This is a genomic window from Microcoleus sp. bin48.metabat.b7b8b9.023 (assembly GCF_013299185.1).
Taxonomy (GTDB): domain Bacteria; phylum Cyanobacteriota; class Cyanobacteriia; order Cyanobacteriales; family Microcoleaceae; genus Microcoleus.
Genome location: NZ_JAAFKG010000038.1, coordinates 49,660 through 71,535, shown reverse-complemented (window position 1 = coordinate 71,535; position 21,876 = coordinate 49,660). Strand labels below are relative to the sequence as shown.

At 46.4% G+C, this 21,876-nt stretch carries 21 protein-coding genes and 1 tRNA gene; 13 read left to right on the top strand and 9 right to left on the bottom strand.

Annotated features, from left to right (window positions below):
• Positions 1 to 250: 250 nt before the first annotated feature.
• From QZW82_RS20675 to QZW82_RS20650, 6 genes are all read right to left on the bottom strand, one after another.
• A complete protein-coding gene (locus QZW82_RS20675) occupies positions 251 to 1,186 on the bottom strand; it encodes a HAMP domain-containing sensor histidine kinase (RefSeq protein WP_293152054.1) in 936 nt (311 codons plus the stop codon).
• A 25-nt stretch (positions 1,187 to 1,211) separates the two neighbouring features.
• Positions 1,212 to 1,814: an L-threonylcarbamoyladenylate synthase gene (locus QZW82_RS20670; protein ID WP_293152051.1), complete on the bottom strand. Its 603-nt coding sequence runs from the start codon at positions 1,812 to 1,814 to the stop codon at positions 1,212 to 1,214.
• Positions 1,815 to 1,867: 53 nt separating this feature from the next.
• A complete protein-coding gene (gene prmC, locus QZW82_RS20665; RefSeq protein ID WP_293152047.1) occupies positions 1,868 to 2,755 on the bottom strand; it encodes a peptide chain release factor N(5)-glutamine methyltransferase in 888 nt (295 codons plus the stop codon).
• Between the two features lie 300 nt (positions 2,756 to 3,055).
• Entirely contained in the window at positions 3,056 to 3,922 is an 867-nt protein-coding gene (locus tag QZW82_RS20660) for a Tic22 family protein (protein WP_293152044.1), read from the bottom strand.
• Positions 3,923 to 4,075: 153 nt separating this feature from the next.
• Positions 4,076 to 4,149: transfer RNA gene (locus QZW82_RS20655), tRNA-Pro, on the bottom strand.
• Positions 4,150 to 4,381: 232 nt separating this feature from the next.
• Entirely contained in the window at positions 4,382 to 4,933 is a 552-nt protein-coding gene (locus tag QZW82_RS20650) for a GNAT family N-acetyltransferase (protein ID WP_293152075.1), read from the bottom strand.
• A gap of 247 nt (positions 4,934 to 5,180) precedes the next feature.
• Here QZW82_RS20650 and QZW82_RS20645 point away from each other — a divergent pair, with 247 nt between their 5' ends.
• The 10 genes from QZW82_RS20645 to QZW82_RS20600 all read left to right on the top strand — a co-directional run bounded on the left by QZW82_RS20645 (position 5,181) and on the right by QZW82_RS20600 (position 15,936).
• Entirely contained in the window at positions 5,181 to 5,357 is a 177-nt protein-coding gene (locus QZW82_RS20645) for a hypothetical protein (protein WP_293152041.1), read from the top strand.
• 391 nt (positions 5,358 to 5,748) lie between these two features.
• Positions 5,749 to 6,057 (top strand): zinc ribbon domain-containing protein, encoded by a 309-nt coding sequence (locus QZW82_RS20640; RefSeq protein ID WP_293152038.1) that lies wholly within the window; start codon positions 5,749 to 5,751, stop codon positions 6,055 to 6,057.
• Positions 6,058 to 6,104: 47 nt separating this feature from the next.
• Positions 6,105 to 6,830, top strand: a complete 726-nt coding sequence (locus QZW82_RS20635) for a hypothetical protein (protein WP_006631881.1) — start codon at positions 6,105 to 6,107, stop codon at positions 6,828 to 6,830.
• Positions 6,831 to 7,093: 263 nt separating this feature from the next.
• On the top strand, positions 7,094 to 7,960 hold the full coding sequence (locus QZW82_RS20630) for an alpha/beta hydrolase (RefSeq protein WP_293152035.1): 867 nt from the start codon (positions 7,094 to 7,096) through the stop codon (positions 7,958 to 7,960).
• A 389-nt stretch (positions 7,961 to 8,349) separates the two neighbouring features.
• The gene (gene hrcA / locus QZW82_RS20625; RefSeq protein WP_293152031.1) at positions 8,350 to 9,447 is read left to right on the top strand and encodes a heat-inducible transcriptional repressor HrcA; all 1,098 of its coding nucleotides are present in this window, start codon (positions 8,350 to 8,352) and stop codon (positions 9,445 to 9,447) included.
• A 654-nt stretch (positions 9,448 to 10,101) separates the two neighbouring features.
• The gene (metG, locus tag QZW82_RS20620; protein WP_293152027.1) at positions 10,102 to 11,709 is read left to right on the top strand and encodes a methionine--tRNA ligase; all 1,608 of its coding nucleotides are present in this window, start codon (positions 10,102 to 10,104) and stop codon (positions 11,707 to 11,709) included.
• A gap of 91 nt (positions 11,710 to 11,800) precedes the next feature.
• On the top strand, positions 11,801 to 12,406 hold the full coding sequence (locus tag QZW82_RS20615; protein ID WP_096831201.1) for an NYN domain-containing protein: 606 nt from the start codon (positions 11,801 to 11,803) through the stop codon (positions 12,404 to 12,406).
• 265 nt (positions 12,407 to 12,671) lie between these two features.
• On the top strand, positions 12,672 to 13,892 hold the full coding sequence (lptC, locus tag QZW82_RS20610) for an LPS export ABC transporter periplasmic protein LptC (RefSeq protein WP_293152024.1): 1,221 nt from the start codon (positions 12,672 to 12,674) through the stop codon (positions 13,890 to 13,892).
• Between the two features lie 159 nt (positions 13,893 to 14,051).
• Complete coding sequence (locus tag QZW82_RS20605) at positions 14,052 to 15,044, top strand: DUF1517 domain-containing protein (RefSeq protein WP_293152022.1); 993 nt, start codon at positions 14,052 to 14,054, stop codon at positions 15,042 to 15,044.
• A gap of 337 nt (positions 15,045 to 15,381) precedes the next feature.
• Complete coding sequence (locus QZW82_RS20600; RefSeq protein WP_293152020.1) at positions 15,382 to 15,936, top strand: cyclic nucleotide-binding domain-containing protein; 555 nt, start codon at positions 15,382 to 15,384, stop codon at positions 15,934 to 15,936.
• A gap of 352 nt (positions 15,937 to 16,288) precedes the next feature.
• Here QZW82_RS20600 and QZW82_RS20595 read toward each other — a convergent pair whose 3' ends face one another.
• From QZW82_RS20595 to QZW82_RS20585, 3 genes are all read right to left on the bottom strand, one after another.
• Positions 16,289 to 16,705 (bottom strand): hypothetical protein, encoded by a 417-nt coding sequence (locus tag QZW82_RS20595; RefSeq protein WP_293152017.1) that lies wholly within the window; start codon positions 16,703 to 16,705, stop codon positions 16,289 to 16,291.
• A gap of 555 nt (positions 16,706 to 17,260) precedes the next feature.
• Positions 17,261 to 18,031 (bottom strand): hypothetical protein, encoded by a 771-nt coding sequence (locus tag QZW82_RS20590; RefSeq protein WP_293152014.1) that lies wholly within the window; start codon positions 18,029 to 18,031, stop codon positions 17,261 to 17,263.
• Between the two features lie 824 nt (positions 18,032 to 18,855).
• Positions 18,856 to 19,011 carry a hypothetical protein gene (locus QZW82_RS20585; RefSeq protein WP_293152011.1) on the bottom strand — a complete coding sequence of 52 codons (156 nt, stop codon included), beginning with the start codon at positions 19,009 to 19,011 and terminating at the stop codon, positions 18,856 to 18,858.
• A 42-nt stretch (positions 19,012 to 19,053) separates the two neighbouring features.
• Here QZW82_RS20585 and QZW82_RS20580 point away from each other — a divergent pair, with 42 nt between their 5' ends.
• The 3 genes from QZW82_RS20580 to QZW82_RS20570 all read left to right on the top strand — a co-directional run bounded on the left by QZW82_RS20580 (position 19,054) and on the right by QZW82_RS20570 (position 21,639).
• Complete coding sequence (locus QZW82_RS20580; protein WP_293152008.1) at positions 19,054 to 19,752, top strand: class I SAM-dependent methyltransferase; 699 nt, start codon at positions 19,054 to 19,056, stop codon at positions 19,750 to 19,752.
• A 319-nt stretch (positions 19,753 to 20,071) separates the two neighbouring features.
• On the top strand, positions 20,072 to 20,704 hold the full coding sequence (locus QZW82_RS20575) for a 7-carboxy-7-deazaguanine synthase QueE (RefSeq protein WP_293152005.1): 633 nt from the start codon (positions 20,072 to 20,074) through the stop codon (positions 20,702 to 20,704).
• 515 nt (positions 20,705 to 21,219) lie between these two features.
• Positions 21,220 to 21,639, top strand: coding sequence for a hypothetical protein (locus QZW82_RS20570; protein WP_293152002.1), 420 nt, complete (start codon positions 21,220 to 21,222; stop codon positions 21,637 to 21,639).
• Positions 21,640 to 21,876: the final 237 nt, after the last annotated feature.

Genomic DNA, 21,876 nt, shown 5'->3' with positions numbered 1-21,876 from the left:
AAATAGTATGGCGTGCTATTCACACCATACTATTTACAAATAATTCACCGAATAGCCGGGGTTTGAAGCCCTTACTCAGGTCGGCAGATTGTGATAAGAACGGAGTTTAAATCTCCGTTCTTATCACTTCGCTGTCACAGGTCAACTGTCAACTGTCAACTGTTTAACTCTTCCCTCTTCCCGACCTCCATTAAATCCCTTTATTTAATCCGTTACATCCGCTACCAAATCCGTTGCCGCACTTCCTTCTTCACAAACTTGCCAAAGGAATAGAACACTGAGTGCGGTTAAAATTGGACTCTTCCGACTCAGAAGGCACAGCCAAAACTTCCAACTTTCCCTTCATCAAAGTTAAAAGTGTCTGATTCATCAACAACCTCATGCCAGAAGAGACGTGAGAATTATCGCTGCTCTTAGTAGCATCCGACTCCAAATCGTGCTTCAGCAAATCCCAAGATTCGCTCCAAGCACTAACCGAGCGCTGATCGTCCACCCAAATATGAACGCATCCAGATTCCGGCGAAGAATGTGCAGAAACAGAAATACTTCCCTCCTCCATCTGAGCAATAGCAGTATCTATCAAATTGACTAAAACTTGCCTAAATCTCGGCAAATCTGCCAATACATAAATCCCCGGATCGGGCGGTAATATCTCCAAACGAATGCTGCGATTAGCAGCTTGTAAGTAAGTTAAATCATCAATTTCATCAAAAACCTTAGCTAACTGAATCGGCTCAACATCCATCTTGTCAGTGCCGTGTTCAGTTTTAGCAACAGAGATAATTTCATCTATCAATTTCACCAGCTTGAGTGCTGCACCGTGAGCTTGTTCGACAAACTCTCGTTCCTCAGCAGGATCGTCGCACAAATCCGACAGAATTAATTGCAGCGTACCAATCATAGTGCTGAGGGGCGATCGCAACTCGTGAGAAGTTCGAGCCAAAAAGCCCGCCTTAAATAGACTCATCTCCGATGCCATCTGATAAGCCAATTGAGTTTGCTTCAGTTGATCGGAAAGGGCATCAAACTTCTCTAAATCATTTTCTTGAGGAGTAGGAGGCACATAGGGAGCAGGTTCTGGCTGTTGCGAGCTTTTTTGCTGCCTGCGCCAAATCAAACTGCTTCCGAAACCCAGTCCGAGTCCCATACCTAAATATATCAAGTCGCTCCAGCCGATCGGCGCCATATTACTTTGCCTAGGAGTTTAGCTTTTAGCATTCTAGCTCGATCGCGCCTTGTCGCAATATTTCCCAACCGCCACCAGTCCATTTAGCCACAGTCGAAGGCAAACTCGAAGCCGTCGGCGCGGTTGGCGCTGTTGCTAATTCAGTAGCAACTAATGTCAAGACTTCGGGAAACTGCGCCTCAATTTCTGCCACCGACGACAGAGGCGCTTGGCCCGATAAATTAGCACTGGTAGTAGCCAAAGGGCCTGTCTGCCCTAAAATCTTGAGAGCAACGGGAAAATTAGGTACTCGTATGCCGATCGTACTGCGATCGATCGCATTCATAGCAGCCGGCACCAGTGGCGAAGCCGGCAGCACCAAAGTTAACGCCCCAGGCCAATAGGATGCAGCCACTTGCTGCCACAAATTGAACTCTCCTGGACTCCCCTGCACGTAAGGCCACAAAGCCTCCGCCGATGCAGCCATCAAAATCAGCGGTTTGTCTTGACGGCGCCCTTTAGCTGCAAAAATCAACTCCGCGCGATCGGGTCGGGTCGCCAAAGCGGGTACAGTATCAGTGGGAAAGCTGACAATACGCTCTCCTGAAATTGCTCCTTGAACTAGAGTATTTATCGAAACTTGAGTCATCCGATTGTAGATTGTAGATTTTAGGTTTTAGATTTTCAGTATATTTTGGGAATCTAAAGACGATAGGCTAAAGCAAAGCGATCGACTCCTGCTAAATCCGCAAATATTTGAACATCGCAATAACTCCCGTGACTTTGCAGCATATCAGCCACCGCCGTTTCTTGTCCCGCCATCATCTCAACCAACCAAACTCCCCCAGATTCTAAATAATCCGGAGCCGTTTCTACCAAATGCCGGATGCAATCTAAGCCATCAAAACCGCCATCTAAGGCCAGGTGAGGTTCGTGCTTCAAAACTTCGGGTTGCAGAGTCAGCACCGTGCTGCTGGGAATGTAAGGCGGGTTAGAGACCATGCCGCTAACTTTACCCTTGAGAAATTCTAGCGGTTCCCACCACAAACCTTGATAAAAATTAATTCGCGATGCCAAACCCAAATTTTCAGCATTCAGTCGAGCCACTGCCAAAGCTTCCGAACTGCAATCTACTGCATGAATCGTAGTATTTTTCAACGCACAAGCCAAGCCGATCGCGATCGCCCCGCTGCCGGTTCCCAAATCCACCCAATCCGATGTTGGATTCACTGAATAGCTTTTCACAGCATCCACCGCCAAATCGATCAGCAATTCCGTTTCAGGACGAGGAATGAGCACCGCCGGCGTTACTTTCAGCGAAAAATCCCGCCAATGTGCAACTCCCGTTAAATACTGCACCGGCACCCGTTCCTGCAACCGTCGCTGCCAAAGTCGATCGAGTTCTGATACAGACAACTTTAATTGAATTTTTGGCAAATCTTTAAACGACTCCAAACGCAGAGCCAACTTATCCAAACCTGCCAGCTCTTGCAGCAGCCAGTCGAGTTCTACTTGGGGAATCTCAGAGGCGATCGCATCAATCTTAGCTTGATTCACCCACTGCCAAAGCTCTAAACCGCAAACAAACATAAGACTTTTTGGGAATTGGTCATTGGTCATTGGCCAAACAGGGCATTGGTCATTGAGAATTGGTCATTGAGAATTGGTTATTGAGAATTGAGAAATGGTCATTGAGAATTGATAAATAGTAGGTTGAGTCTATACATCCAAAAATCCAACCTACCAACTTAGTCCCGAACGCAAAACCTAATTATGTAGGGTTCCATCCACAGCGCACCTTACCGCTATAACTAGCACGTGAAACCAATTTTTGGGTAAATCCTGTCTGTAACTACTAACCAATGACCAATGACCAATAACTAATGACTATTAGCGAGCCGGTCGAGCTGGGGCTGGAGCCGGTCGAGCTGGAGCTGGAGATGCCGCCGGTCGAGCTGGAGCTGGAGATGGAGTCGCCTGTGGATTTTGGTTTCCAGCACCAGCCGGTTGGCGCGATCGCACATATTCTACCGATTCCCGCGACGGAATCAAAATCATTTGGCTCAAAGACGGGTCATTTTCAGTACCCAAAGCTTCCAAAATTCTCTCCAAGTTCACTACCTCAATCTTAATTGTGGCAGTCACGTTCGGCTGCTGCTGCTTAAAACGCTCGACCATTTCCTGCAAGTCCTCCTTATTAAAAAACAGAGGAAGCTCTTCTTTACCGCCCCGCTGAATCGTCAAATAACCATTTTCCGGGCCACCTCTCGCCACAAACAGAGGTACACCGTTTAACTCGTTAACTTGTTGCCCAGTCTGCTGAAGTACAGTTTTCGCCGACTGTACCTGCTGCGCTGCCGGAATAAAAGCAAACAGCACCTGATCCGGCTTGCCTTTATTTTCTTGAGCCAACCGATAAATTTCTCCCAGTGACACGGGTGTCACGCGCGCCGACGCCGCCAATTGAGAATTTGCCGTTTTCAGTTGATCGACAAAAGCTTGAGCATCTTTCTGGCTGATGAAAATTCTGGCTACCGAAGCATTACCAGTTTGACCCTGACCTTGCTTGGGAACAGAAGCGATGAAGAACGCACCCTGACCGTCTGTAATCGTAAATACCGGCACCGGGCGTAGCTTTTCTACAACTTGTGGCACTGGCAATGCGAGTGCAGACATCTTGTTGGCAATGGGCGAGGGGCCGAGCAGAGTGCAGCCCACAATCCCCAATATTGCGCCTAAACGAACTAATGATTTCATGTTTTTCCACTCCCGAGCGATTCTGAAACACATTAACGCAAAGACTGGCTCCTTGACACGATCGGCAAAAACTACCTCAATCGGTTGGCATTTTGAACAAGTGCAAACCTCAGCCGCAGCTTGTGCTTGAATCTATTATTTAAAATTGTGCGATCGGGATGACAGGATTTGAACCTGCGACATCCTGCTCCCAAAGCAGGCGCGCTACCAAGCTGCGCTACATCCCGGTGTATTGGCTATCTCTTAACCATTAACGCAGAAAACCACCTGCTTGTCAAGCTTTTTTTTTATTTTAGCTTTCGATGCAGCTACGTCGAAGTTTTTTTAAGGTTGTGGGGCTTGACAAGCTGCGGGGATACATAAAAGCGTAACTGACCGCAGCCCACAGGCTTGTGAGGTGTTTGGCAGCTTGAATATTGCATTTATTCAACAAATCAACGCTGACCTCCACCGGGCGAGCTAATCTGGATACCAAAACATACCTTTAATGCCCTCTGGATCGGACATAAAGCCCAAATTTCGGTAAAAATCCACCACCTGAGGGTCAGCAAATAAGGTAATGTTGCTGATGTCTTCACTGCGGAGTTTTTTAATGATGTATTTCATCAGTGCCTTGCCCATGCCTTTACCCTGGTAATCAGGATGAACTACCACATCCCAAAGGGTGGCATTAAAAGCATGGTCTGAAGTCGCTCTGGCGAAACCGACCAGCCGTCGCTGGCTGCCCCGTATCTCCCACATAGAGACGACTAGGAAGCTGTGCACAATAGCTTTTTTGACTTTACGCAGGGGACGGCGGGACCAACCCACTGCATTACAAAGTTCTTCGAGTTCGTAGAGGTCAATGTCCCGATCGCAACTAAAAAAGATGCGAGCGTTGCCGCTGGCGGGTTTGCGAAACATTGGGGAAAGCGGATCGCCTAACCCAAGAGCCACATCTTCCTCAAATTCCGCTGTTTGGGGTACAGAGGCAGACTCAGAACTACTAAATAAGTTTTTCCAAAAACCCATGCAGGCGCGGTTAAGGTAGTAGAAGTTGGACGATGTGAAAGAGAACCCGATAGATAAACCCACTCCGATCGGCGTGGGATGAACTGCGGGTAGCCTCTTGAGGAACAGTTTACGGTACACTCATCTTACGCCGAAAACAGGGATTTGTCGTCCAATATTGACTCTGTGCTTTTTTGCTTCTCGTCAAGTTTGGTAGAACTGTTCTCCTAGCCTGTGCTGGGACAACCCAGTGTTAAGGTAAAATTTGTTGCCCAACCAGGACAGAGGCATTTTAGGAATTGCTTCTTTTGAGTACCGCCGATCGCGTCGGAACTCATATACTTGGTGGAAAATGCTAATGGAATGGCACAACCGTGACATTCTAGTTAGATATTCCCAGACAGATTTGATTTTTGTTGTTAGTGAGGAGGCGGGCGAAATTTAAGTCGAATCGTCAAATCGAAAATCCCATTGCCATAAGGCATGGGAGGACTAACTAAATAACAAATTTGCCGGACATTACGGGACAACCGGGTTTGATGGCAATAAATTCCTTGAGTTTGGAGGTGGTGACATGGGTCGAATAGCTCGTCTCTGTCAACACCTAGATAACCTAATGAGCCGAATGTCTCAAGCTACGAAACAGCGCCGAAAACGGATGAGACAAGCGGCTCACCGTATGAGAATACGCATTCGTAATTTAGTAGACGAATGCCAAAAACAAACCGCTTGCTATTTAACTAGCAACTATAGAGTCATATTTCTTCCGACTTTTGAGTCTTCCCAAATGGTCGCCAAAGCACGAAGAAAGATTCGTTCAAAAACTGAAGCGAGCCATGTTGACATGGGCGCATTACAGATTCAAACAAACCATCAAACATCAGGCAAATGTTAGAAATGTCAATGTGATTGATGTCACTGAAGAATACACGTCTAAAACTTGTACCCATTGCGGTCACGTACATCAAAAGCTAGGTGGTTCTAAAGTGTTTACTTGTCCTGAATGTGGCTGTTCAATCCCACGAGATTACAATGGCGCTTTTGGTATATTACTGAAAGCTTTGCGGGATACCGCCTCTATCTCCTATGAGGGTGATAGTGCTCTCGTTACTTTGTCCGCTAATAGCCGGGCAAGTTTCGCGTAAATGTATCAGTCAATACCTAGTATATCTCCCGCACCTTCCCCTCAATTATGGCTTCGGGTTTAAAACCATCTACACTAGAACTTCTCAAGCGCTTTAACCGAGCGTTTCCACAGTTTTACGAGCAATTTGTCAGCAGCGAAATCCAACTGCAAAACCTCAAATTAGCTTACCAACTTTACAAAACTCGGCAAGCAGTCATCGAAATTAGAGCCGAAGGTAACAAAAGTGCCCTGCATTTTGCTTACCGGAATCAGTCTTTTCTACTGAGCGACATTTTCGGTGTGCTGGCTGCCTACGGGCTCACGATTCACAGTCTCAGTCTCTACGGTCAAATTTACCCGCCGATGCTGGTATTTATCAAATTGGTGGTATCTCGCGGTGGCAAGGTACTGGCAGATAAAACCGCAGAAAACGTCTGTAGGGCGGTTCGAGAGGCCTTGGCGGGGCATTTTGAGGTGGAAGAGATGTTGGCTGTGGAATTTAATTTAGACGCGGGTTTGGAGGATGTGGCTACTGAATTTTACGTCGATCCGGTTTTCCACTTGCCGGCTTTGTTGATTGAAGCAGATAACCAGCCTGGACTTTTTTACAAAGTTATGTATGCCATCTGGCAAGAGGATTTGTTGGTGGTAAATGCAAATTTATTGGTTTGGCGGGGGCGAACTCGCTTGATTCTCTATTTGTTGGGCCCCAATGAAAGTTTGATTCCTGAGTATCTGGGGCAGAAAATCGCTGAGGGGGTGCGACAAAGATTGTTGGGCGAGCGGTTTTAGGAATAGCGCCTGACGCTGGTGAAAGCCGGTTTCTCACAACAACGTTTGGAGCTATCAGATCGAGCTTAAGGACGTTCTTAATTCCTGAAACCCTTGATTTTATTACTTCTTTGTGATTTCTGCTTCCGACTTGCATTTCTCTTGCGTTCAGAAACTGGGTTTTTGCTCAAAACCTGATATTCATCCAGAGAAAGTTAAACTGAGCCGATCGCCCTCCAGTAACAGCCGATCCCTCTGTGTTGATTTCGCGATAGGATAAAATTATGGCAACCATCGACATCCTAGGGGTTCGGCACGCTTGCGATTTGACGGCTCCCACTCCAACTTCCCCGGTTCTGGTATTTGTCCACGGCTGGCTGTTAAGCCGCCGCTACTGGCAACCTCTGACCGATCGCTTGGCACCCAGCTATCAGTGCCTGACTTACGATTTGCGAGGGTTTGGGGATTCTCAATCCGACGGCGATGATAGTCGCGAGCGAGGAGAATCGCTAAGTTCCTACACTCCCGCAGCCTACGCTCGCGATTTGGAAATTTTACTCAAAAAACTGGATATTTCTAGTGCTTGGCTGGTGGGACACTCTCTCGGCGGTACGATCGCTCTTTGGGGAGCCAGCCAATTGTGCGATCGTATTAAAGGTGTTATCTGTATTAATGCAGGCGGCGGCATCTATCTAAAGGAAGAATTCGAGCGATTTCGAGCCGTCGGCACACAGCTAGTAAAAATGCGTCCCCGCTGGCTGCCTCATTTGCCACTAGCAGATTTGGTGTTTGCCCGCGATTCTGTCGATCGCTCGATCGGGCGATCGTGGGGACGGCAGCGCTTGAGAGATTTCGTGGCAGCCCATCCAGATGCAGCTTTGGGGGCTTTGTTGGAATCCACCACAGAAGCCGAGATTCACCTGTTGCCACAAATAGTGTCCCGACTCAAGCAGCCTGTGTATTTTATTGCCGGCACTAAAGACAAAATTATGGAACCAAAATACGTGCTGCATTTGGCTAGCTTTCACTGGATGTTCCAAGGTTGTGGCGAAAATGTACTTCAGCTTCCCGATTGCGGCCATTTGGCAATGGTGGAACAGCCAGATGCAGTGGCTAGTTACCTGCAAAATATTCTGAAAGAACATGATTAGAGGGCATCGGCCAAACAGGGCATCGGGCATGGGGGCATGGGGCATCGGCCAAACAGGGCATGGGGGCATGGGGGCATGGGGCATGGGGCATGGGGCAAAGAGGGCATCGGGCATCGGGCATCGGGCCTAAAAGCATCGGGCATCGGGCATGGGAGGTTATTGGCAACCAATAACGAATAACGAATAACGAATAACGAATAACGAATAACCAATAACCAATAACGAATAACGAATAACGAATAACGAATAACCAATAACCAATAACCACTGACTTCTTCCTTCGCCTAAATCTGTTATCTTAAGTAAAGAACTCTGCCCGATCGCCCTTTTCGGACAAAGGTTTTCAATGGCTTTCAACTCTAAATTCTTACTCTGCTTAAATATTATTTGTGCGCGTTAACCTCACCGATCGGCAACAACACATCCTTTGGGCAACGGTTCGCCACTACATAGCAACAGCGGAACCCGTTGGCTCAAAAGCTTTGGTTGACGAATACAACCTCAGCGTCAGCCCAGCTACCATTCGCAATGCGATGGGGACTCTTGAAAAAGCTGGACTGCTCTATCAGCCCCACACTTCTGCCGGACGAGTCCCCTCTGACTCCGGCTACAGAATTTATGTAGACCAGTTGATTCAGCCGTCTGATACGCTTGCCCGTAAGGTGGAACAGGTACTGGATCAACTCAATTGGTCGGATGGTCGCATGGATGGGGCACTCCGCGGCGCTGCTAAAATTCTGGCAACGATCAGCGGCTATATTGCCATGATTACCATACCGCAAACCAATATGGCTTGCTTGCGACACTTGCAACTGGTGCAGCTAGAGGCGGGTAAGGTGATGCTGATCGTGGTGACGGATGCCTACGAAACTCACTCGGTGTTAGTACAGTTGCCGAAGGGCGCAGAAGGTAATTGGCCGGATGTTGAAATTGTCGATCGCGAATTGCAGATTTTGTCCAATTTTTTGAACAGCAAGTTACGGGGACGATCGCTCTCGGAACTCTCCGCTGTAGACTGGAGCGAGTTAGACCGGGACTTTGAACTGTACGCGGAGTGGATGGAAACCATGCTGGCTGCATTGAGCAGCCGTCAAAGCAATCCAGCCTACACGCGGATTCTGATCGGCGGTTTGGCAGAAGCGCTGCGCTTGCCAGAGTTTTCGCAGTTGCAGCAAGTTCAAACCCTGGTGCAACTGCTCGAACAAGAACAGGAACTGCTTTGGCCTTTGATTTTTGAATCGCCTGATTTGGACTCGCCTGGGAAACGGGTAACGGTGCGTATTGGTTCAGAAAATTCGTTAGAACCAATTCGCGGCTGTACTCTGATTTCTTCGACTTACCGCCGGGGATCAATGCCGGTGGGTAGTGTTGGGGTTTTGGGGCCGACGCGGATGGTTTACGAAAATGCGATCGCGGTGGTGGAAGCTGCGGCGGATTATTTGTCCGAAGCTATTGGCGGAAATCGAGTGAATTTTCCGGAAGGATAATATATTGTTATATAGACCATAATTTAGATAGCCCCAAGCCTAACTAGCTTGGGGTTTAATTTTGTTTGCCGGATGTAGTGGCAACATTAAAAAAAACATTTTTTTTGTCAATAAACATTTGGTTTCCGGCTCTTGCTGGGTCAAGCAACCAAAGCATCGCGCTTCACTAGAGATTTTCGCAAACAACCCGATTGCTGCGTCTAGGAGTGGCTCGGAAACTGGCAGGAGTTGCGGGCGATCGGATTTGACATAGCGAGTGAGCCCCGATCGCCCATTTACAGGCAGCGCTGGGGGAGTGCCAGTCGCTCGGTTGCTTTCAGCAGGCGTTTCGAGGAGTTTTGCTGCAAATCCAGTCGGCGATCCCCCGCACTCCGGGATAGTGCCTGCGAGAAATGAATTGAAGACCCGGGATCTGCACTTTTATGGGGCCCCAAGGCAGCAAAATATCAAAATCTTAAGACATTTTAGAGAGTTCGTCAAAAAGATCTAAAAAAGATTAGTCTTGAGAGGAAAGCTATATTTCTTTGGGGAATAGCCCGGGTTAAACAATTGCCCACAAGTTGCAGCAATTTTGGCTTGATTGCCACTCCAGAAAAGATTGAAGCGCTGAGTTAAGATCGAAATTAAATTTAGGGAATTTTCTTTTACCATTCAATGAAATCGACCGATATAACTAAAAATACCTTTGCCATAACAACGCCTCTGTATTATGTCAATGATTTGCCTCACGTTGGCAGCGCTTACACGACTATGGCAGCCGATGCCCTAGCCCGATTTGAGCGGCTGCGGGGCAAATCAGTGTTGCTGGTTACCGGAACCGACGAACACGGGCAGAAAATTCAGCGCACGGCAAGCAGTTTGGGACGATCGCCCCAAGCTCACTGCGATTTAGTAGTTCCCGGGTTTGAGGCGCTGTGGGAGCAACTCTCTATCCAGTACGATCGCTTTATCCGCACAACTTCGCGACGCCACGAGTACATTGTCAAAGAATTTTTCCAGCGCGTCTGGAACTCCGGCGATATCTACTTGAACCAGCAACAAGGCTGGTACTGCGTCTCCTGCGAAGAATTCAAAGATGAACGCGATTTGCTCCCCGGAAATCGCTGTTCCGTCCACACCAGCAAAGAAGTGGAGTGGCGCGACGAAGAAAATTACTTTTTTCGCCTGTCGCGCTATCAAGACCAACTGCTGGCATTGTACGCAGAACGTCCCGACTTTATCGCGCCGGAAAGTCGGCGTAACGAAGTGCTCAGCTTCGTCAACTCTGGACTCCAAGACTTTTCGATTTCTCGGGTGAATCTGGAATGGGGCCTGCCAATACCAGTTGATCCGGGCCACACCATTTACGTCTGGTTTGACGCTTTGCTGGGATACATCACGGCTCTGCTCGATCCGGACAGCGACCCATTGTTAGAGAATGCTTTATCTAAATGGTGGCCGATTGACCTGCACTTGATCGGCAAAGATATTCTCCGCTTCCACGCAGTTTATTGGCCGGCAATGCTGATGTCCGCCGGTATGTCCGTACCTGGCCGCGTCTTCGCTCACGGTTTTTTGACCAAAGACGGCAAAAAAATGGGAAAAACGGAGGGAAATACTTTAAACCCGGTCGAATTGGTCAATAAATACGGCGCTGATGCAGTTCGTTACTATTTCCTCAAAGAAATTGAGTTCGGAGAAGACGGCGATTTTAACGAAACTCGGTTTATCAATATATTGAATGCTGAGCTAGCAAACGATCTGGGAAATTTGCTTAACCGGACTTTAAACATGGCTCGCAAATATTGCGGTGGCTGCGTGCCAAATGTGTCTGGGGAAAGTATTTCCGGCGACAACCTTCTCAAGGGTATGAGCCTGGATTTGGGCGATCGAGTGGCGGGTTTTTACGAAGAGTTAGCTTTTAGCAAGGCTTGCGAAGCTGTGCTTGCATTAGTTCGAGCCGGTAACAAGTTTATTGACGTACAAGCACCTTGGACTTTGTACAAGCAAGGACAGCTCGAAAGTCTCCAAGAAGTGCTATATTCTGTTCTGGAATCTGTTAGACTAGCATCTTACCTTTTATCGCCGATTATTCCAAATATCAGCAACGCTATCTATCAGCAGCTAGGTTTTTCAATTGACTTTAACGATCGTGTTGCAGTTAACAGTTTAGCGACTTTTGTAGCTCATGCTACCTGGGGCGCTTTGCCTGCAAACCAAACTCTGGGGGAACCCCAACCAGTGTTTAAGCGGCTGGAACTACTGGAAACAGTAGCGTCATAGTCGGCAGCTAGCGATCGGGGTGCTATGACAGATTATGAATTAGCACTTAATTTCCTTACCAATCTTTCATAAAATTTGAGGCATAACAATCATGTTGAATAGAATAGAAAGCAACGACCTTTTTACGCCGGAACAGGTTCTGGAAAATCGCGGTCGAGTGGCAATTTTTATTGACGGATCTAATCTTTTTTACGCGGCTTTACAATTGGGAATTGAGATTGATTACACTAAGCTATTGTGTCGTTTAACTGCGGGATCGCGGCTGTTGCGCTCTTTTTTCTACACGGGTGTCGATCGCACTAACGAGAAACAGCAGGGGTTTTTGCTGTGGATGCGCCGCAACGGCTATCGGGTGATTTCTAAGGATTTGGTACAGTTACCCGACGGTTCTAAGAAGGCGAATTTGGATGTAGAAATCGCTGTAGACATGATGGCGTTGGTGGGTTCCTACGACACGGCTGTTTTGGTGAGCGGCGACGGTGATTTGGCCTATGCTGTGGATGCTGTGAGCTATCGCGGCGTGCGGGTGGAGGTGGTGAGTTTGCGATCGATGACCAGTGACAGTTTAATCAATGTAGCCGATCGCTATATCGATTTGGAAATGATTAAGGACGACATCCAAAAAACTTCGCGTCCTAATTATGCCTACCGCCCGTTGTCGGGTTTGAGCTTGATGGACGAACACGACGACAGATAGGGAATGGGGAATGGGGAATGGGGAATGGGGAATGGGGAATGGGGAATGGGGAATAGGGAATGGGGAATGGGGAATAGGGAATGGGGAATAGGGAATGGGTTGAATAATTGAAAATTAGAAGTTAAAAATTTAGCTCAAGTATGACAGATTTTTGATTAGTGTTTTTAATTAGCCAATTACCAATTACCAATTATCAATGCCCTGTTTGCCCAATTACCAATTATCAATGCCCAATGCCCTGTTTGGCCAATGCCCTGTTTGCCCAATGCCCAATTATCGATTACCAATGATTAATCTCAAATCCCAAATTACCAATTTCCAATCCCCAAAATTAATGTCGCTATTGTTAGCAGCACTGATTTTGGGGATTAATGCTTGTGCGGCTCCCCAAGAGACTCAAAAGAACAAATTAGCTGAGGATATCAAAACAGCTCAGCAGTCAAATAGCACTTTAACTTTGAACAAAGTAACCCTAGAACAAGCAAACGAAAAGGGTGAGACGTTCTGGAAAGTAAACTCGAAAAACGCCGTTTACAGCAAAGACCAAAAAATAGTTAACGTTCAGAAACCTGTGGGCAAATTGTTTCAGGACGGCAAAGAAATTTATGATATTCAGGGAGAAACCGGGCAGGTATTTCAGGAAGGAAATCAGGTTTTTCTCAAAGGTAACATAGTCGCTACCGATCTGAAAAACGGCGTGGTATTGAGAGGAAATGAGTTGGAGTGGCGCCCGAAGGAAGATGTTTTAGTTATTCGCAATAATTTGACTGGACAGAACAAACAGGTGAGTGCTTCAGCGAAGGAAGCGCGGGTTTTCAGCAGGGCTAAGAGGATGGAGTTATTCGGATCTGTGGTGGCGAATGTTAAAGATCCAGTTTTGCAATTGCGAACCGAACATTTAGTTTGGTTTGTGGAGCAACAAAAGGTACACAGCGACCAACCGACTCAACTTGACAGATATAAAGATAAAAAAGTAACAGACAGCGGTTTTGCCGACAAGGTAGATGTAGACTTAAAAACCAAAATTGCCACGCTAACCCAAAACGCTCAATTGATGCCATCAGACCCGCCCCTGCAAATAGAAAGCAGTTTGATGAGTTGGAATTTTCCGGCTCAATATGTGATATCGCCCGGGCCTGTCAAGCTTTTTCACCGCGTGGAAAAGGTGACGATGACGGGGGATACGGGGCGGGGAGATTTAGATAAAAAGATTTTTTATTTGACGGGAAATGTGGTAGGAATCGGGGAGAAACGTGAATCTCAATTAAATACCGATCGCGTAACGTGGTATTTAAGTAACCAGACGTTCGACGCCGAAGGAAATGTGGTTTACAAGCAATTAAATCCGGTGTTTAATTTGACTGGGCCGAGGGCGGCGGGAGAGTTAAAAAATCAAACTGTGGTTGTCAAAGGTGACGGTGCCGGCGGCCAAGTGGTGACGGAATTTGTGCCGGATGAGAAAAAGGGAATTTTGGACAGTAGATAAAATTGTGACTTTCGACTCTACTATTTGGTCTTTCTCCTTCTCTGACTGGTGCTGGGATGGGTTGGTACGGATATCTCGCACGCTGCACACCTGCAACCGGGCTGCCCATAAGCGAGGATAGACTGTAAATTATAAGTGTTATCGAATAGTAACGGTCTTATGTACAAGCAACTAATTTCAAAGATCAAACCGCTTTTGAAATCACTATTTGCGATCGGTCTGGTACTGACGCTAGCCCTCGGTAACGCTGACGGAGCTCTGGCTGCTCGCAGCGGAGGACGGATGGGGGGCGGATCTTTTAGAGCTCCGGCGCGCAGTTACTCGTCTCCTAGTCGCACTTACGCACCGTCTGGAGGGGGTTACTACCCCGGCGGCTACGGAGGTGGCTTTGGTGGCGGTTTCGGATTCCCCTTCTTGCTGCCGTTTTTTGGCTTTGGGGGCGGATTTGGTGGCCTGTTTTCGATTTTGATTTTTATTTCGATCGCGAATTTCCTGGTGCAAAGCTTCCGCCGCGCCGGGACTGCAACTGACGAACTCGGCAACAGCGCGCCTACTACCACGGTATCTGTGGCCCGCTTGCAAGTTGGTTTGCTAGCAGAAGCCCGCGGTTTGCAAGCTGAACTCGACGCGCTAGCGCGCAAAGCGAATACCGATACAGCGGCCGGCCGCGCTCAAGTGCTGCAAGAATCTACTCTGGCGATGTTGCGACATCCTGAATACTGGGTTTACGCGGGCGCTGACTCTGTGCAAACTCGCTTGGAAGCAGCCGAAGCTAAATTTAACCAGTTTTCTTTGGCAGAACGCAGTAAGTTTACTGAAGAAACGCTCTCGAATTATAACAACCAGCTCCGGCAAGCAGGGAGCAGCAATAACCTGCCAGCTTTGCAGGAAAACGGCGCCCTAGTTGGTTCTGATTTGAATTCTGAACCGGGTGAGTTTATTGTAGTGACGGTGATTGTCGGTACTCAGGGCAAATTGCAATTGCCGACAGTGAAAAACTCTGAAGATTTGCGCCAAGCTTTGCGCCAAATTGGGGGAGTTTCGAGCGAGCAGTTGCTGGCGGTTGAGGTGCTGTGGACTCCTCAAGCTAACGGGGACACTCTGACTGCTGATGATATGTTGGCTGGTTATCCTGATTTGCGATCGATTTAGCGATATACCAGATAGGGCGCGGAGCGTTAGTCTCCCGCGCCCCCTGCCGCAACCATGCTGTGGGGGAGAACCGGGTTGGTTTTAAGACGGAGATGAAGCAGGATTTTTGGGAATGCCGATCGATTTAAAAAAGATTGTTCAACGAATGCTAATATTGAGAGATTATGATTCAGTCTGGTTCATCTGTGAATATTGGGAATGTCTGCCCTAATAGGATTTTGCCAAGCAGTTAGGCAGGATAAAAAAACTGTATTCAGCGAGGAGTGACTGCTTAGGAAGAAGTTGCGACCGCGCGCCCTCTAAATTTAATATAAATAAGCGATCGGGAGCTAAAGTTATGGCCGACAGCAGTAGAAAAAAAGCGCTTTTTATTTTGAGCCAGTTAAATAATGACGATATCGACTGGATCGTTCAAAAAGGGAAAAAAGAAATTCTCGAACCGGGCGAGATTTTGATCCATGAAGGGAGACAGCACGATGCTCTCTACATTGTTTTGAAGGGGAGTATGAGCGTTTGGATCGAGGCTGAGCAGAGCAAAGAACTCGCTAAAATAGGTAGCGGAGAACTTGTGGGAGAAGTTTCTTTCATTGACGCACGCCCTCCTTTGGCCACGGTGATGGCAATAGAAGAAACTCACTTGTTGGTAATTCCCCGAAGGCAGCTAGTCGTAAAACTTCAACACGATATGGGTTTTGCTTCCCGATTTTATTATGGAATTTCGCTGTGTCTGGCAGACAGGATGCGCGGTACGATCCGACATATAGAATACGGTCGCAATATAGAATTGGAGCAGGAGGAATTGGATCGGGAGGATATTAATCCGAACGTCCTGGAAAATTTGGCGCTAGCTCAAGCAAAGTTTAATTGGTTGAGGGAGAATGTGAGGGCTTGATTAATTGGGTGCATATCACTTTTGAAGACGGCGAAGCATGACCGTACATAAGTTATTAGCGATCGTCTCAACAGAAGTCGAAAACAAAATAGAGGCGGGTTTTACCGGAAAGCTCGACAATTCCCGTATCTAGAAAAACCTGCCTCTTGGCTTTGCAGTTACCAGAAAGAATTGCTTGAAAGCCTCTCCGTTTGAGGGAGAAATTAAAATCAGACTATTCATTATTCCAATCCTTTTCCTTCTAGGTAGAGGTTACTATCAAAATGAAGAGGGCGGGCACGGGGGCACCGCCCCTACAACTGTCAACTGTTGAAAACCTCGCCCGCAGAAGCGCAACTACCAACCAGACAACCTAGATCATTCCTGGGCCTTTGCCGCGGGTGTCTTCATCCATGGTCAGTTTTCCTTCCTCACCTTTTTTATCTTTGATTTCTGCGAGAATTTGAGCGCGTTCTGCGGCTTCGGCTTCCTCTTTTGCTCTCAAATCGCCCGGTTCGTTGATGTACATTTCGGGTTCGATCGCGTAATTGTTAACCAGACCTTCCTTGTCTACTGTATAACCATCTGTAGTATGAATGCTTTCGTCATCGGTTTGGTCGTCGGTTTTGGCGCTTTGCTGCTTCGCTTCAGTGGTTGTGTGCATGAAGTTAGAGCCTTCGCGTTCTTGCCGCGCTGCTGTCTCAGCAGGAGTAATGCCCCTGTCATAATGGGGGGCTTCCATATTAGCTTCGATTTGTTCGTCGGTCGGTGTTGATTTGCTAGTAGTCATGATTTATTCCTGAGTTATTTTTTCAAAAATGTCTTTGGCTTATGTTTAAATATTAAGCCTAAGCTAACTCATTCACTAACTATCTTTGGTTATAGTTTCCTGAAACTTGCTGTAATGTAAAATACATTTATTGAGTCTTCCTCAAGACTGATAAACTTCTCTTTTAATTAAAACTTTCACAGTTTGCGAGCCTCTGACATCTATCTAAAGGTAGGGAATTGGTCATTGGGCATTGGGCATTGGGCATTGGGAATTGGGAATTGGGCATTGGGCATTGTTAGCTGTTGACTGTTAACTGTTAACTGTTAACTGTTAACCAATAACCAATAACCAATAACCAATAACCAATAACCAATAACCAATAACCAATAACCAATAACCAATAACCAATAACCAATAACCAATAACCAATAACCAATAACCAATAACCAATAACTAATGACAACTGTCAACTGTCAACTGTCAACTGTCAACTGTCAACTGTCAACTGTCAACTGTCAACTGACAACTGACAACTGACAACTGTCAACTGTCAACTGTCAACTGTCAACTGTCTTACGATTCTTTGAAGAAGCGGATGATTTCGCGGACGTGGTTGAGAAATTGTCCGTCATCGGTGAGTTGGGCGATCGCACTTTCGGCATCTCTTGCCAGTTTAGTGTGTTCTGCCTGATTTGTCGATCGCAAATTTTCTAGAGATGCGGCTAAATTAGTTAATTCTATCCTGGTAGCCCGTTGCTGCCGCTCTTGGATAGCAGCCCAAGAAGTTTCATCGTCTGAATTTAATTGATCGGCCAAATTTTTGACTGTAGATTCTAATTCTGCAAAGCGGTTGCGGAGTTCTAGAATATCTTCGCGGGGGTGGAAAAATTCGCTGCGGATGGTTGTCAGCCGCTGGGCTAAATACTGATAACCTCGGATAGCCGGACGCAGTATAGTTAAAAGCAGTGCTGCACCGGAACTGAGATAGCCAACAGCACTAATGCCGGTGGCGGATAGGGCATAAAGTGCGATCGCGCTAACCAGGTGAAGGGCGATCGCCACCCAGAGCGATCGCCTAGCTAATACAGTAACGTATTTTAGTTGTTCGGAATCGACAGCAATATTTTTTTTAGTAGATTCTGCGCCTTGTGCTAAAACTTCCTTAGCTTCAAAATGGATATTCCAAGGAACTGTAACTATCAACAACAGCCATTCAAAAATAGCAATGGCAATTACCCAATCTATAAAACTGCCGGCGGGGACGTGCAGCCATTGTAAAATAGCAAAAATTAACAGTAACAACAGGCCAGTACCAGTACCGAAACCTGCAAAATTATAATACATAGCAATTGCCTTTGTGAAATGTTATTTTGATTGTGGATAACTTGTTTAGGTGTCGAGCAATCAACTGTGACAGTTAAGAAATTGTCAGAGCGCTCCTGGTTCGTTAGTGATTAGTAACATTCCAGGGCAAAGGCTGCCAAAAACCTGGTTTTGTCACCAAAATACTTGCTCTGCTTCAAGAGGAGAATGTTGTTTTGATTGTGGGTAGGTGGTTGAGGTGGGGTGTATCTCTGTTTTGCCTTTGTAGTAGTGCTGTCCCCGCTCGCGTGCTATACAAAGCACGCGAGCGGGGACAGCACTCAAAGAAAAAAGGCTTTTTACAAAAATGAGATGCTGCCGTTGAGGTGTGGATAAATATACTGTGACACTTAGAAAAATGTCCCTGTCTATTCGGATTATTAGCTATTAGTAATACTCCCGGACAGAAGGATTGCCACGCGCTTGTTTAATTTTTGAAAAATAGACAGGCAAGAAGCCATCAACAAGAGTTAAATTAAACTTTATTTGTGTGAGTGTCGCGCAAATTATAAATGATTATTGATTGGCGATTAGTTGTCAAGATGAAGTCATATCCTCCCCAGATTGTACCATTTGACATTGGAGATTATTCGACTTCATGAAAGGCTACGCTCAGAACAAGTCCCGCTCCTACAAGTTGGAGAGTTAAGATGAGGAATGACTAATTGTATATCGGTTGGCAACTTGCCGACTGTTAGATTATTTTGTTAAGCTGGCATTACTCACAGTGTTACGCAGCGCAAGGAATGCAGCAATCTCAAAACCATCCTTTTGTTCTCTTTTCTTTTCCTGGGCGACTAAATCACCTATAGCTGAGATAAACTGATTGGGAGGTCGATCGCCCGTGAGAGCAAGTTACCAGATTCTTGCAAGCGAGACGGCGATACTCTTACCCTGAGAGAAATGACAGCAAAATAGGTGCCAAAATTCACTCTACCGTCTGCAATTTCCAATAACTGCACGTATACCACGTAAAATCAAAAGTCAGCAGCAAGGACAAACCGATGGCGAACTCAACTCTTGGCCTAGAAAATCAACTTTACGATTATCTGTTATCTATTTCTTTGCGGGAACCAGATATTCTTGCTTCACTGCGGAAAGAAACTGCTAAGCATCCTATGGGTATGATGCAAATAGCTCCCGAACAAGGGCAGTTTATGGAGATGCTCGTGCAGCTTATGGGAGCGACAAAAACCTTAGAAATTGGAGTTTTTACTGGTTATAGCTCGCTATGTGTAGCTTTAGCACTGCCTTCTAACGGTAAAATTATTGCTTGCGATGTCAGCGAGGAATATACTTCGATCGCGCGACGGTATTGGGAAGCTGCGGGTGTGGCTAACAAAATTTCTTTGCATTTGGGCCCAGCACTAAATACTCTCGACAAACTCATAGCCGAGGGACAAGCCGGAACCTTTGATTTTGCCTTCATCGACGCCGATAAAGAGAATTATGAGGCTTATTTTGAGCGATCGCTCCAACTGGTGCGGAATGGCGGTTTAATTGTAATTGACAACGTTCTGTGGTCTGGACGAGTTGCGGATCCTGAAGTACAAGACACAAGTACCCTCGCCCTTCGTACTTTCAACGACAAGTTGCGTAACGATCCGAGAATAACACTCAGTGTTGTTCCCATTGGTGACGGGTTGAGTTTGGCCCTGAAACGCCGCTGGGCTACGATGATGGCACCTGAAGAACAGAATTAAATAGTTCAAGTGGCTGGGAACTTCATTAAGACTTCTCGAAACCGGGTGGTTATCTGTATTAAAGGCTGCGATACAGTATTTGCATAAAAAACCCGGTTTCTGCCTACCGTGCATCCAGGACTATATCAATTACTGATGACAAATTACACTTACTAAAAGTAGTATAGGATTTACCAGAAAGATGAGGTATGACTGTAAATGGATTTTTTGATGCGACGTTGCTTAATACATAATAAAGATAAGAGGGCTGAAGCCCAACAACGTACCTCACCTATCTAAGAAAGGCTATAACAAGTATTATTAATTAGTTTGAGGTAAAATGCAGGGATCGAATTTACAAATAAAATTACCGATTCATGAAACTTTTCAGTGTACGGTTCAAGGTGAAGGTTACTGGACGGGGACTTTAGTTGATTTTATCAGATTAGCTGGTTGTCCTGTGCGGTGTCCTTGGTGCGATACAGGCTACGGAAATGGTGGCAAAGGTTTGCCATCGGTGCCACAGTCGATCGCACAATTGCTAGATCAATTGCAGTCTCCGAGGGTTGTCATTAGTGGTGGCGAACCTTTTATTCACCAGAATTTGCCGGAGTTAGTGCGAGCTTTGTTAGCAACTGACAAACAGGTGAATATTGAAACTTCGGGCGCTTACTGGCAGGATATTTCGCCACTGGCTTGGATTACTCTTTCTCCTAAAGAACACGTCAATCCTCACTATCCGGTGCAAGAGCGTTTCTGGACGAGAGCTAATGAAATTAAGTTGGTGGTTAGCACTGGCGAAGAAGTTGATTTTTACACAAAATATTTGGCTGATAATGTGAATATTCCTGTATATTTGCAGCCGGAGTGGGAAAAGCGCGAGCGGGCAATTCCGATGATTTTGGAGTTATTGAAACAGCATCCGAGTTACAGGTTGTCTTTGCAAACTCACAAGTTTATTGGTGTTCAATAAACATCCCAAAATACTGTAGTTCCTGTCTTGAAAAGTCAAGGGGTAGCGAGCAAATAAGTTGGATCGAAAGGTTTTTGGGATTTTAAAATCCCAAAAGGCAAATGTACCAATTTCCGCATGACTCGCACCAATCACCTGCATTTTCACGCCAGCCACGACCCAATAATCGCACAGTGAGTCGCTTTCAACAAAGGATTGTGACGCATCGCCACTACATAGGGCATATCTGTGTTGGCCGCAGGTACGGAATTTGCGATCGCAGTGCCGATCGACTAAAATTCATTCAACCTGGGAAAATTTAGCAGATTGGACGCATGAATACCAAAGAAACCGGGTTTTTACCTGAATTGTCGGCTGTAATACGTCTTTTCGTAAAAAAACCCGGTTTCTGGCCAGCCGTGCAATCGCGAACTGTAATCTATCAAATAGTCCACAGTTTACCGTTTAAAGCAGGTAATATGCAGTTACATTGTTAACTAAATGTGTAATAACTGTATTTGATAGGAGTATTTCGAGTGAACGCTGCCGAACAAGCCAGAAATATAGAATTAGCTAGCAAAATTGCTGCGGTTGTTAATTTATTTAAGTCGGAATTTCCGGATGTGAAAGTCGATTTGAAACCTTGGATGAATGACCATGATACCAGAGAACTTGTCGATCCTGAGTCGATCGATATTGGCTTCCATTTTCCCGGTAGAAGTCGCTTGTTGCAAAGCCGCAGTATCTTGATCCAAATCCGATTTTACCAAGATCCGGTCGAAGGATCTCGGCGGGCGATCGGGGTTGAGGCGGCAGGTTACGATCATACTGGTCAACAGTGGCGCTTTTCTACCGTGGAAAATTGGGGTTTTGTGGGTGAAACTGAGCCCGCTGCGGAATCAGCCGAAAAGCTCAAACACTTTTGCCGCGAGATATTTGGTTTGTTTAATGGCTGATATTAATTCCCGGTTAATGACTCATTATAAATCAGGTTTGTAGTGAGGACTTTAGTCCTTCTTGAATTAAATTCTCCACAGATGGAGAGGACTGAAGTCCTTACTACGAACCACAGATGGAGAGGACTGAAGTCCTTACTACGAACCACAGATGGAGAGGACTGAAGTCCTTACTACGAACCACAGATGGAGAGGACTGAAGTCCTTACTACGAACCACAGATGGAGAGGACTGAAG

Bases quoted from the DNA above. Each gene is read 5' to 3' on its own strand.
- QZW82_RS20675 (WP_293152054.1), bottom strand. From the start codon at position 1,186: ATGGCGCCGATCGGCTGGAGCGACTTGATATATTTAGGTATGGGACTC.
- QZW82_RS20670 (WP_293152051.1), bottom strand. From the start codon at position 1,814: ATGACTCAAGTTTCGATAAATACTCTAGTTCAAGGAGCAATTTCAGGA.
- prmC (WP_293152047.1), bottom strand. From the start codon at position 2,755: ATGTTTGTTTGCGGTTTAGAGCTTTGGCAGTGGGTGAATCAAGCTAAG.
- QZW82_RS20660 (WP_293152044.1), bottom strand. From the start codon at position 3,922: ATGAAATCATTAGTTCGTTTAGGCGCAATATTGGGGATTGTGGGCTGC.
- QZW82_RS20650 (WP_293152075.1), bottom strand. From the start codon at position 4,933: ATGGGTTTTTGGAAAAACTTATTTAGTAGTTCTGAGTCTGCCTCTGTA.
- QZW82_RS20640 (WP_293152038.1), top strand. From the start codon at position 5,749: ATGTTGACATGGGCGCATTACAGATTCAAACAAACCATCAAACATCAG.
- QZW82_RS20635 (WP_006631881.1), top strand. From the start codon at position 6,105: ATGGCTTCGGGTTTAAAACCATCTACACTAGAACTTCTCAAGCGCTTT.
- QZW82_RS20630 (WP_293152035.1), top strand. From the start codon at position 7,094: ATGGCAACCATCGACATCCTAGGGGTTCGGCACGCTTGCGATTTGACG.
- metG (WP_293152027.1), top strand. From the start codon at position 10,102: ATGAAATCGACCGATATAACTAAAAATACCTTTGCCATAACAACGCCT.
- QZW82_RS20615 (WP_096831201.1), top strand. From the start codon at position 11,801: ATGTTGAATAGAATAGAAAGCAACGACCTTTTTACGCCGGAACAGGTT.
- lptC (WP_293152024.1), top strand. From the start codon at position 12,672: ATGCCCAATTATCGATTACCAATGATTAATCTCAAATCCCAAATTACC.
- QZW82_RS20605 (WP_293152022.1), top strand. From the start codon at position 14,052: ATGTACAAGCAACTAATTTCAAAGATCAAACCGCTTTTGAAATCACTA.
- QZW82_RS20600 (WP_293152020.1), top strand. From the start codon at position 15,382: ATGGCCGACAGCAGTAGAAAAAAAGCGCTTTTTATTTTGAGCCAGTTA.
- QZW82_RS20595 (WP_293152017.1), bottom strand. From the start codon at position 16,705: ATGACTACTAGCAAATCAACACCGACCGACGAACAAATCGAAGCTAAT.
- QZW82_RS20590 (WP_293152014.1), bottom strand. From the start codon at position 18,031: ATGTATTATAATTTTGCAGGTTTCGGTACTGGTACTGGCCTGTTGTTA.
- QZW82_RS20580 (WP_293152008.1), top strand. From the start codon at position 19,054: ATGGCGAACTCAACTCTTGGCCTAGAAAATCAACTTTACGATTATCTG.
- QZW82_RS20575 (WP_293152005.1), top strand. From the start codon at position 20,072: ATGCAGGGATCGAATTTACAAATAAAATTACCGATTCATGAAACTTTT.